Source organism: Shewanella sp. SG41-4, assembly GCF_014164505.1.
Taxonomy (GTDB): domain Bacteria; phylum Pseudomonadota; class Gammaproteobacteria; order Enterobacterales; family Shewanellaceae; genus Shewanella.
Window position 1 is genome coordinate 1 of record NZ_JACJFI010000109.1, and the last position, 12,470, is coordinate 12,470.

General features: G+C 49.5%; 2 protein-coding genes and 3 pseudogenes. 4 read left to right on the forward strand and 1 reads right to left on the reverse strand.

The features are described 5' to 3' along the window. Positions 1–203: 203 nt before the first annotated feature. Positions 204–644 (reverse strand): ferritin-like domain-containing protein, encoded by a 441-nt coding sequence (locus H5202_RS11605; RefSeq protein WP_182772214.1) that lies wholly within the window; start codon positions 642–644, stop codon positions 204–206. Positions 645–955: 311 nt separating this feature from the next. Here H5202_RS11605 and H5202_RS11610 point away from each other — a divergent pair. The 4 genes and pseudogenes from H5202_RS11610 to H5202_RS11625 form a co-directional block, all read left to right on the forward strand. After that, a pseudogene (locus H5202_RS11610) lies at positions 956–1,727 on the forward strand (IS256 family transposase); the annotation flags it as partial. Between the two features lie 148 nt (positions 1,728–1,875). Continuing rightward, positions 1,876–2,178 (forward strand): annotated as a pseudogene (locus H5202_RS11615) (IS21 family transposase); the annotation flags it as partial. 49 nt (positions 2,179–2,227) lie between these two features. After that, a pseudogene (locus H5202_RS24250) lies at positions 2,228–2,412 on the forward strand (transposase); the annotation flags it as partial. A gap of 236 nt (positions 2,413–2,648) precedes the next feature. Beyond that, positions 2,649–11,576, forward strand: coding sequence for a GH36-type glycosyl hydrolase domain-containing protein (locus H5202_RS11625; RefSeq protein ID WP_259397291.1), 8,928 nt, complete (start codon positions 2,649–2,651; stop codon positions 11,574–11,576). Positions 11,577–12,470 lie beyond the last annotated feature (894 nt).

Consider the following 12,470-nt stretch of genomic DNA (forward strand, 5'->3'; position numbering starts at 1 on the left):
GGGGATTATTATTCTACAGGTTGCTTGAACAAGCAGTGCGTTCTAAGCCGATAACGTACCAATCAATTAAAAATCGATAACCACAATATATAGTGGTTGGTTGTGCTAAGTGGATAGCCCTTATATATACCCATTGAAGTAACAGCGGCAGCAAGAGAACTCGTAACAAATGCGGTCCAAAATGTATTTTCCATGTTAACGACCTATTTACAGCATTGCCCGCGTCGATTTTTTTGTCCTCGACCACCTCTCTCCACGCAACGCTGAAAAGCGGGAAGATGATTTTCTTTTGATGCCCTTTGTAATTGTGTTAGTACGGCTTGAATATCAGTGTAACCTATTGTTGAATAAAGTAATCGGTCATACATCTGTGCATTTTCAATTTCGTCTTTAACGCCCAAATGACATGCTTCAATAATAGTTGTGGGTGTTTTGACGCGTGAATCCCAATCATCGTCAGGAATAGCTATATTGTATTTAGCAAACAAAGGTAACAAGGCATCAATATGACGACCCTCGGCCGCGACTATGTTAATGAATGGCCGTATTTCACCAAATTTATTAATAACTGCACGGTATGTTGCACGTGATTTATACTCATCATTGATTGCTTCTATGAGCGAATTGTTTACATTTTCTGACATCGTTTCCCCCGAAAGAGTAGATGAGATGATGTTGAAACTTAATGCTTAGAGCTGACAAAAGTGGGCTTAAATGGAACACCCGCTGTTTTTAGTCTCTGTTGATTATCTTACTTAGTTAACGATAACGCTAATCGCTTCTGAAATCCACAGTAGACTTTATTATGTTCGGTTTGAAAGATTGAACTAGAGGTAAACTAAGCAAATAAAGGGCTAAATAAGCCCCATTTTTACAGCTCGGTTTCGAGCCTGTAAATAATTTTGTGTAACTGCTTTTCAATCAGTAGCCTATAAGGGGCAATGGAAGGTAGCACATGAATAAACAGGAATTAGAAGCTTTCGCTAAACAAGCAGCCAAAAGCATAAAGTCTGAAGCAGACCTAAATGATTTCAGGGCAATGTTAACTAAAGTTACCGTTGAAGCGGCATTAAATGCTGAACTTGAACATCATTTAGGTTATCAAAAGAATGAGAAAGCCCTCACAAGCAACAGCCGCAATGGTTACTCCAGTACGGAAGAAGGTAGCTTTGAGTTAGACACGCCTCGCGACCGTAATGGCAGTTTTGAACCTGAAATAGTGAAAAAGCATCAAAGTCACTTTACATCAATGGACGACAAGATTTTATATCTGTATGCCAAGGGCATGACGACACGCGATATTGTCGATACCTTTGATGAGATGTATAGTGCAGAAATCTCTCCCACACTCATTTCCCGAGTGACTAATGAAGTCATAGACCAAGTTATAGAGTGGCAGTCACGTCCATTTGAGCCTGTTTACCATCGTTTTTCTAGACTGTATTGTGGTTAAAATTAGGGAAAACAATAAGGTTATCAACAAAGCAATTTTCTTAGCACTTGGCGTTAACCTTGAAGGTCACAAAGAGCTGCTTGGCATATGGATAGCGGAGAATGAAGGCACCAATTTTTGACTTAATGTGCTGACCTAACTTCAAAAAAGAGGACTCAATGACATCCTTATCGCCTGCATAGATGGCCTAAAAGGCTTTCCTGATTCGATTAATACGGTATATCCGAAAACACACATTCAGCTCTGTATCGTTGCATATTCTCATGCATCGCTATCACCTAATACCATCGATGCCGATCACTTTTCGGCCAAAATGGTATTGAGTGATCGGCTTGAATGGTATCGTTCAATTTTCATGCTTTTGTCTAGCCAGTAGGTGTTTTTAACCGTTACTCTGTTCATTTTTGATGATGAGAATAACCATGCCAACGGCACCTATTTCTATGTATAAACTCAAAGAGATTCTAAGACTAAAATACGGCTATACACTCAGTCATCGTAAGATAGCCAATAGCTTATCTGTTTCTCCATCAATCGTGTCACGTTATGCCTGTAAATCAGCCGAGCTAGGCATTACTTGTTGGCCGCTTGATGAGCAGTGGGATGATCACTCTCTGCAAAAAGCGTTTTCTTAAACAAAGCCTAAATTAAAAGGGTTTACGTTTCTTGATTGGTCATTAGTTCAGCAAGAACTACGACCTAAAACCATGACATTGTTTTTACTGTAGGAGGAATATAAAGAGCGAAATCCAGAAGGGTTTTACAGCTATACCCATGATCATTGAAACCATCAATGACCAGTTGAAAAATATCTCACAAATTGAGCATTCAAGGTACCGAAGCGTCCATGGTTTTATGTTGAGTTGATTGGCGGTTTAATCGCATATCAACTCAAAGAAAGTAAGCCACAACTTAATATCTCTGATGTCGATTTCAATGCGATTTCTGTTATGGCTTAAACTGATCTGATGGTTAAGTAAAAATAGGCTGCTGATTTAGGGGAAGATCACATTATAAAAAATATTTTGTATTATAATTTTCTGATGTAATGGAGACATGTCAATAAAGTGTCTTCAGGGTATGCCTCAGCCCCTGGGTTCAGAGATGAATTCCGGATACAGTCGCTTTTAAAGTGTTTAGGAGCAGTGCTAAGAAGGGACTCGGTCCTACTGTTGAATAGTTCAAAGCGAGCCGCATGATGATCGCTTATTACTTAATAGCCATGACCAGGCATCCTGAATATGCGTTTCTGCGGAATTTAGCGGTAAAGGGAGCCTTTAAATTGAAAAAAAGCAACCTGAATATCTTCAAAAATTTGCGTGAGCTGATGATGCGCGTTCGGCAAATAGGCATGTCACCAAAGTACTCCGGCGGCATGCCGCTGCTGCGCTCCAAATTGGTATCTTCCGATCATCTAGAGCAGCATGGTAAGAATTTGGCAGCCTCGCACAAATTGACTTCGAAACACCATCCAGAGCAGCTTCTGGCACGACTGAAGGTAAACGAGCATTTGCTTGTCGACGTTTACAGACAGCTGACGGAGGCAGTAGCGGCGCACCACCAGATTACGCCAGCCAGTGAATGGCTGCTCGATAACTTCTATCTGATTGAAGAACAGATCCGCACAGCCAAGAGTCATTTTCCAAAGAGTTATAGTCAGGAATTGCCCCGCTTGCTGAAGGTCTCATCGGCTGGTCTTCCGCGTGTGTATGACATCGCGCTGGAGGGGATATTATACGGCGACGGATGGGTAGACCCGGAAAGGCTCAGCCTTTTTGTGGCGGCCTACCAGAGCGTCACCGCTCTCAAATTGAGCGAATTATGGGCCATCCCTATAATGATGCGTCTGGCACTGATCGAAAATATCCGCCATATCGCTGTCCGTATTGCCGCGGGCAGAAGTGACCGAGACCTCGCTCTTTTCTGGACGGGTCAGATGATCGAAACTGCAGAGAAAAATCCGAAAAATCTGATTCTGGTGATTGCAGACATGGCACGGTCGAACCCACCGATGACAGAGGCGTTCGTTTCGGAATTTATGCGCCGGCTGCAGGGGCGCAGCCCTGCTTTGGTATTGCCGCTGAACTGGATTGAACAGCAGCTTGCTGAATCGGGCCTGACGATTCAGCAACTGGTGGAGTCGGGGAACCGAGAGCAAGCCTCCAACCAGGTCTCCATTAGCAACAGTATCCGCAGTCTCCGGTTTCTGAGCATAATGGACTGGAGCGGGTTTGTCGAGGCGATGAGCGTTGTCGAGCAGACTCTGCTTGCAGATCCAAATGGTGTATATGGCAAGATGGATTTTGCCAGCCGTGATAGCTATCGTCATGTTATAGAGAAGATCGCGAAGCAGAGCTCCCTATCCGAAGGTGAGGTGGCTAAGAGAGTGATCGGGCTGGCAAAGGACGGTGCGACCCGGCAAGGCAAGGATGATCTAACTGCACATGTGGGATTCTACCTAATCGACAAGGGATTGCCGCAGCTTGAACAAACGGCAGAAGTAAAACTTTCCATCTTCGAGACGCTTAAAAAAATCCTAAGCCATTCCCCGCTGCTCCTTTATTTAGGTCCGGTTATGCTGATCACGCTGATCCTTACCGGAAGTCTGTTGGCAAAGACATATGCCAGCGGGGTGAACGAGTGGACACTTATATTAACAGCCATCCTTTTGCTGTTGGCCACCAGTCAACTGGCAGTCGCACTGGCAAATGCTTTGTCGACTTTTCTGGTGTCGCCAAAGCGACTGCCGAGAATGGACTTTTCAAAAGGTATTCCGCCGGAATCCCGCACCTTAGTTGTGGTGCCGACCATGCTGACCAGCGTTGAAAATATTGAAGAGCTGGTTAAAGCGCTTGAAGTTCGTATGCTGCCAAACTGGGATGAAAACCTGCATTTTGCCCTGTTGACCGATTTTCGGGATGCGGACAAGGAGACTCTGCCGGAGGATTCGCTGCTGCTGCGCCTGGCCCATAAAAAAATTGACGAGCTGAATGAAAAATACAGAGGTCAGAAGAGTGGCACGTTCTTTCTATTTCATCGTCCCCGCCGCTGGAATCCCGTGGAAGAGATTTGGATGGGTTACGAGCGTAAGCGCGGGAAGCTTAACGATTTGAATGCATTTCTGCTCGGCGGCCCTGGCGATTGCTTCTCGCTTATTGCTGGCGAGACTGCACGCTTGTCAAAGGTGAAATACGTGATTACCCTTGACACGGATACGCAGCTGCCGCGTGATTCGGCCTGGCAGCTTATCGGCGTCATGGTTCACACGCTTAATCGTCCGCGTTATGATCAAGGCGGGCAGCGTGTCTGTGCGGGATACGGTATCCTTCAGCCCCGCGTAAGCTCAAGCCTGCCGGGGACGAATCGGTCGCAGTATGCCCGACTTTACGGCGGAACACCCGGCATTGACCCCTATACACGCACCGTCTCTGACATCTACCAGGACCTCTTCGGTGAAGGATCGTTTATCGGCAAGGGAATCTACGACATTGATGCGGTCGTGTGCTCCTTCAATGGAAGCTTTCCCGAGAACCAGATCCTGAGCCATGATTTGATTGAAGGGTGTTATGCACGCTCGGGGCTGTTAAGCGATGTAGAGTTGTACGAGGAATATCCTTCCCGTTACAGTGCCGATGTGAGCCGCCGGCATCGCTGGATCCGCGGCGACTGGCAGATTGCAGGGTGGCTTCTGCCGCGTGTGCCCGGATCCAGGGAGAGTTGTAAGAAGAACCCGCTCTCGGGGCTGTCGCTATGGAAGATATTTGACAACCTTCGGCGCAGCCTAGTACCCGCGGCATTAACAGCTCTATTGCTGCTCGGCTGGCTGCTCTTGCCATCAGCCTGGTTTTGGACTTTGCTGGTGATTGTCATCATTATGGCTCCACATCTGCTGGCCTCTTTGATGGAAATATTCCGGAAACCTAACGATCTGACGCCAGCCCAGCATCTCGCCTTTGTAGTGGACTCGACCAACAAACGCTTCGCTCAGGCGGCCTTTGAATTGGCAGCCCTTCCCTATGAGGCATACTTCAGTCTGAATGCAATTGCACGCGCAGCGTGGCGGATGCTGGTCACGCGTAAGCGCCTTCTGGAATGGGATCCATTCTGCCATTCAGAGCAAAATGGCCGCATCGATCTTATCGGCTCTTTTCGCCTGATGTGGGCAGCACCGGCTATTGCCTCTGCAACAGCAATAGTTCTGCTACTCTCCAACCCGGTTACGCTGTTAGCGGCGGTGCCAATACTGCTCTGTTGGTTGCTTTTTCCTTATATCGCCTGGCGGATCAGCCGGCCGATCACCCGCCGCAAAGCGAGACTGAGTACCGAGCAGACTTTTTACCTGCGCAAACTTTCGCGCAAGACCTGGGCATTCTTTGAGACCTTTGTCGGCTCCAAAGACAACTGGCTGCCACCTGACAACTATCAAGAGTATCGTGTTGCGGCGGTTGCACATCGCACCTCGCCAACCAATATGGGGCTTTCGCTACTCGCGAATCTGTCCGCGTTTGACTTCGGCTACATTCCGACCGGAACACTTATCGAGCGCACCACAAATGCACTCAACACTATGGCAATCATGGAACGATACCAAGGGCACTTTTTCAACTGGTACGATACCCAATCGCTGCAACCGCTGAAACCGCATTACATCTCTTCGGTTGATAGCGGAAATCTGGCCGCCCATCTGCTGACCCTGCGTCAGGGGCTGCTTGCCCTGTCCGACGAGAAAATACTTGGAATTCGATGGCTTGATGGGCTGACTGATACGCTGATGATCCTGATCGATGTTATAGAAGGCGCCGCTCCGGCCGCGCTTATTCAACTTCAGGTCGATTTGCAGTCTGCACGGCCAGCCACGCTTCAGGAAGTACGTCTCCGCCTTGAGCTGCTTGCAGCAAGCGCTGAGGAGTTTGCCGACAGCCTTGATCCTGTCTCTAAGAAACAGGCACCAACCGATAGAAGCCGTACTGAAAGAACCTCCGTCTACTGGGAAACGGATAACCTTTCCGAACACCATCCCGCCCGGGATCATGCCAATACCGACATCTCAGAGACAGCTTCCGTGGCTGATGCTAGCTGGTGGGCACGGGCTCTGGTCCGGCAATGCCGCGCCGCCCACAATGAGTTGACGGTTCTTGCCCCATGGCTTTGGCTGCCATCTGCTCCCAGTGGGCTCAATGATTTCCCCGGTATCAACGAAATCCCAACGCTGCGCGAACTGGCAAACGACGATAATGCTCTGCTTCCTGCAATCGAACAGAGGCTCGATAACGCTACACCGGAAGAATATAAGTGGCTTGATATACTTCGGCAGAGCATCACTGAAGCCATCCATCTTGCCAGTGAAAGGATCGCGGCTGTTGAAAGCCTAGCACTGCAGTCTAGCGAGTTGGCGCAGATGGACTATCACTTTCTATATGACAAGGCGCGCCGTCTGCTGGCGATCGGATACAATGTGGAAGATCTTCGCCGTGACGCTAGTTACTATGATCTGCTGGCCTCGGAAGCAAGACTGTGCAATTTCGTCGCGATAGCGCAGGGCCAACTGCCGCAGGAAAGTTGGTTTGCCCTCGGACGCCTGCTTACGAGCGCAGGCGGCGAGCAGGCGCTTATGTCGTGGAGCGGATCAATGTTCGAGTATCTGATGCCGCTTCTGGTGATGCCGACCTATGAAAACACGCTGCTTGACCAAACCTATAAGGTGGCAGTGGAGAGACAGATAGATTATGGAAAACAGTGCAGCCTGCCGTGGGGCATGTCGGAATCAGGCTACAACACGGTCGACGTTGATCTTAATTATCAGTACCGTGCATTTGGTGTGCCTGGCCTAGGGTTCAAACGCGGACTTACCGAGGATCTGGTCATTGCGCCATACGCCTCGGTGCTGGCACTGATGGTGGAGCCCGAGGCAGCCTGCCAGAACCTGCAGCGACTTGCCGCTGAAGGGGGTGAAGGAAAATTCGGCTTTTTTGAAGCCATCGATTACACCCCTTCACGGCAGCGGCGGGGAGAAACCCGTGTGACGATTCGATCCCACATGGCTCATCACCAGGGCATGAGCCTTCTTTCACTGGCCTATCTGCTGCTGGACCGTCCGATGCAGAAGCGATTTAAGTCAAGTTCGGCCCTGCAAGCGACCCTGCCATTGCTCCAGGAACGGATTCCAAAGACAGCAACATTTTATGCGCACATTCCCGAGTTCTCCGACGGTCATGAGACTTCCGGAGTGTCAGATAGGTCGGTACGCGTATTCGATAACCCCAATACGCCGATACCGGGAGTGCATTTGTTGTCAAACGGCAGTTACTCTGTAATGATAACTAATGCCGGAAGTGGCTATAGCCGTTGGAAAGATACTGCTCTTACACGCTGGCGCGAAGACAGTACCTGTGACGGATGGGGTACATTCAGTTACATTCGTGATGTGGAGAGCGGGGAGTTCTGGTCAGCCACCCATCAGCCCACGCTGAAGCAACCAGAGCATTACGAAGCAACTTTCTCCGAGGGACGTGCGGAATTTCGCCGCCGTGACAATGATTTCGATAGCTACACCGAGATAGTTGTTTCTCCGGAAGATGACATCGAATTACGTCGAATTAGCATCACCAATCACTCCAGTACACGCAAAACGATCGACATTACGAGTTACACGGAAGTGGTTCTCACATCGTCTGCCGCGGATGCAATGCATCCGGCATTCAGTAATCTCTTTGTTCAGACTGAGATCATCGAACAAAGCCAGGCGATTCTCTGTACTCGCCGCCCCCGCTCTTCTGACGAGCAGACGCCATGGATGTTTCACCTGATGACTGCTCACGGGACAGATATTGAAAAAGTATCTTACGAGACAGACCGTATGCAATTTATCGGCCGCGGCAATACTCTCACCGATCCACAAGCCCTAGCAGCGGGTTCTGCGATGCTCTCCGGCAGCGAGGGTTCGGTGCTGGATCCGATTGTTTCAATCCGCTACCGGATAAACATCGATCCGGGAAATACGGCAACCATTGATATGGTTTCCGGCATCGGAGAAACGCGCGCAGCAGCCTTAAGACTGGTAGAAAAATACCACGATAAGCGTCTCTCGGATCGTGTCTTCGATCTGGCGTGGACACATAGCCAGGTAATACTGGGCCAGCTCAATGCCAGCGAGACCGACGCGCAGCTTTACGCACAACTTGCCAGTTCGGTCATTTATGGCAATGCTTTTCTGCGTGCCGACACCAGTGTTCTCATCAGGAACCGCCGCGGACAATCTGGCCTATGGGGCTACGCCATTTCTGGTGATCTCCCAATCGTGCTACTGCAGATTGGAGATCTGGCTAATATCGATCTGGTACGGAAAATCATCCAGGCCCATGCATACTGGCATATAAAGGGACTTGACGTAGACCTGGTGATCTGGAATGAAGATCGCGCCGGTTACCGGCAACAACTTCAGGAACAGATCATCGGGCTGGTCACCGCAGGCATTGAGACGCATGTAATGGATCAACCGGGCGGCATCTTCGTGCGACATGCGGAGCAGATATCGAACGAGGACCGTACTCTTTTCCAATCAGTTGCTCGCGCCATCATCACCGACAGGCGGGGAACGCTGGCGGAGCAGATCAAAGGTAGCACTTCTTCGCAAGTGCCAATTCCAAGCTTCCTGCCAACCCGAAGTCACCGCGCCGAACCTCCAGCGGCCGTCCCAGATCGCGATCTGATCCTCTTCAACGGGCTCGGAGGATATACTCCTGACGGGCGCGAGTACATTATAACCACTGATCAGTGGAAAGTGACTCCAGCTCCGTGGGTGAACGTGCTGGCAAATGCACACTTCGGAAGCGTTATTTCCGAGAACGGCAGTGCCTACACATGGAGCGAGAATGCCCACGAGTTCCGCCTCACGCCCTGGAATAACGATCCCGTTAGTGATGCGAGCGGAGAAGCCTTCTACCTCCGCGACGAAGAGAGCGGCCATTTCTGGTCCCCAACGCCCTTGCCTAGTCGGGGAGCGGGTACTTATATTAGCCGTCATGGATTCGGCTACAGCGTTTTCGAGCACACCGAGGACGGTATCCATTCCGAGTTATGGGTTTATGTGGCCCAGGACGCAGCGGTGAAGTTCTCGGTAATCAAGATACGAAACGAGTCGAAACGGTCTCGCCAGCTCTCTGCCACCGGTTACGCGGAATGGGTGCTTGGGGATCTAAGAGCAAAATCGGCCATGCACGTGATCACCGAAATAGACTCAAAAAGCGGCGCACTTTTTGCCCGCAATGTTTACAGCACGGAGTTTTCCGATCGGGTTGCCTTCTTTGATGTGGACAATGCCAGACGGACATTAAGCGGCGACCGCACCGAATTCATCGGCCGCAACGGCACGCTCAATAGTCCGGCCGCGATGACCCGGTCGCGGCTTTCCGGCAATGTTGGGGCAGCCCTGGATCCCTGCGCCGCGATCCAGGTCTCATTCGAGCTAGCAGCGGGAGAAGAACGCGAGATCAGATTTACGCTCGGGGCCGGACGGAACACTGATGATGCCCGGAACCAGGTAGATCGCTTCCGAGGATCTGCAGCAGCGTATAGGGCGCTCGAAGAGGTTTGTCAATACTGGAAGAATACGCTCGGCGCAGTGCAGGTGGAAACACCCGATCCATCCCTCAATGTGCTTGCCAACGGCTGGCTATTGTATCAGACAATAGCATGCCGTCTTTGGGCGCGCAGCGGATATTACCAATCGGGCGGCGCTTTCGGCTTTCGTGACCAGCTGCAAGACGTGATGGCGCTGGTTCACGCCCAGCCACAACTGGTGCGCGAGCATATCCTTTTGTGTGCGAGCCGACAGTTCCTTGAGGGTGACGTTCAGCATTGGTGGCATCCGCCATCAGGCAACGGAGTGCGTACACACTGCTCCGACGATTATCTGTGGCTTCCATTAGCAACCTGTCGCTATGTTCTGAGCACCGGAGATACCGGGATACTAGATGAGTACGTCCATTTCCTCGAAGGCCACCCGCTAAATCCGGAGGACGACTCCCATTATGATCTGCCAGATCGTTCCAGCAAAACAACCAGTTTGTACAAGCACTGTGTGCTAGCGATTCTGCACGGTCTTAACTTTGGGGAACATGGCCTTCCGCTGATCGGTTCCGGTGACTGGAACGACGGCATGAACCTAGTAGGGATGCAGGGCAAGGGCGAAAGTGTCTGGCTGGGGTTCTTCCTCTGTGAAGTGCTCGACAAATTCACTGCGCTTGCACGGCTACATGGCGATTTTCCGTTTGCCGAGCGTTGCAAGGCCGAAGCGGAGCAATTGCGCCAGCGGGTCGAGGATCATGGCTGGGATGGCAAATGGTACCGTCGCGCTTATTTTGACGATGGCACCCCATTGGGATCGGCAAGTAATTCCGAATGCCAAATCGATTCGATTTCGCAAAGTTGGTCGGTACTCTCTGGCACTGGAGATACCCAGCGTTCACGAATGGGAATGGATGCCGTTTATGAGCGGCTTGTAAGCCGCGACCATGCCCTAATCCAGCTTCTGGATCCCCCTTTCGACAAGTCGCCGTTAAACCCCGGCTATATCAAAGGCTATGCTCCAGGCATAAGAGAGAATGGCGGGCAGTACACTCATGCAGCGATCTGGGCGGCAATGGCATTCGCTGAATTGGGCGACAGCCTGCGTGCATGGGAGCTGTTGGCAATGATCAACCCAGCTAATCATGGAAGATCTGCAGATGAAATTAAGACCTACAAAGTCGAACCCTATGTCATGGCTGGTGACGTTTATGCAGTTTCCCCCCACATAGGCCGCGGCGGATGGAGCTGGTACACTGGCTCGGCTGGATGGATGTACCGGTTGATCATAGAATCACTCCTGGGATTGAGGCTTGAATCGGACAAACTCCATTTCGCGCCGTGCTTCAATGCGGATTGGCCCGAGTTCAAGATACATTACTGTTATCGGGAGACGTTCTATCACATCACCGTTACGCAAACAGATGGCGAGACGAATGTGACAGTTGATGGCGTTGAACAACACGATAGGGCGATATCCCTTCTAAACGACCGTCACGAACACATCGTAGAGGTAAGGGTGCACGCTGATGCAATGCTACGCAGAAATAGATCATAATAATAAAGATGGTGCCTTTTGGCACCCGTCATCAGTGACTTGCAGAGACTGTAATCTAGTAGATCAGTCACCAGATATACTAAGTCGTTGTGGCTCTTGGTATAGCTGATTTTATCTGTGATAAAATGAGGTGCTTGAATTGGTCCTAAAATGGGGAGCGGGCTTGGATCATGTGTACTTTCAGTAGAGAGCAGTAACCAATATAAATTTGCATTTAATGGTACAATGAACGCGATGAAAAGATTGATTGCTACTCGCAGGTTAGATTAATAACAAGCTTCTAATCCGTCATGATAGAGCTTAATTTAGTGTTACAACTACAAATAAGCAGCTCGCAAAGCTTTTTTTGTATCTGTTTCCCAAATAACACCAAATCAATTCTTTATAATTAGTCTTCAATAAAAGCCTTTTACCTTTCTGGATCCGTTTCGCTCGCACCATTATCTCGTTGAGAGTCATCACCACTACACACCTATTGCTAATGATAGTTGCATCCCTCGCCTGTGTCGATAGATTGGTTTGATTGCTTTGGTTTTTACTATGGGGTAGTGGGTTAGTGAATTTGATCTGCTATTTGTAGGCGACTCGCGTGGTTTGGAGTATAAAAAGTTATCTGAAATAAAAGGCTCTCCATCTGGTACTAACACGGAAATGTCCAGGTACGTGACAGTAAAATGCAGCAGACTCGTTTATACCCCTTTACTAGTTTCAGGCGATAAGCTGCACAGAACATTGACGAGCCTGTTGACCTACTTTTAGTAATCCATATAAGCCAGTTACTAATTACTTTCGAAAAACATCAGTCTCAATACACACTTTTCAATTTTTCTTGCTAGTTTATTCGGCACGGCTCTGATAGAGTTCTTATTAATAACCAGCTTTTCAATAGCTTGG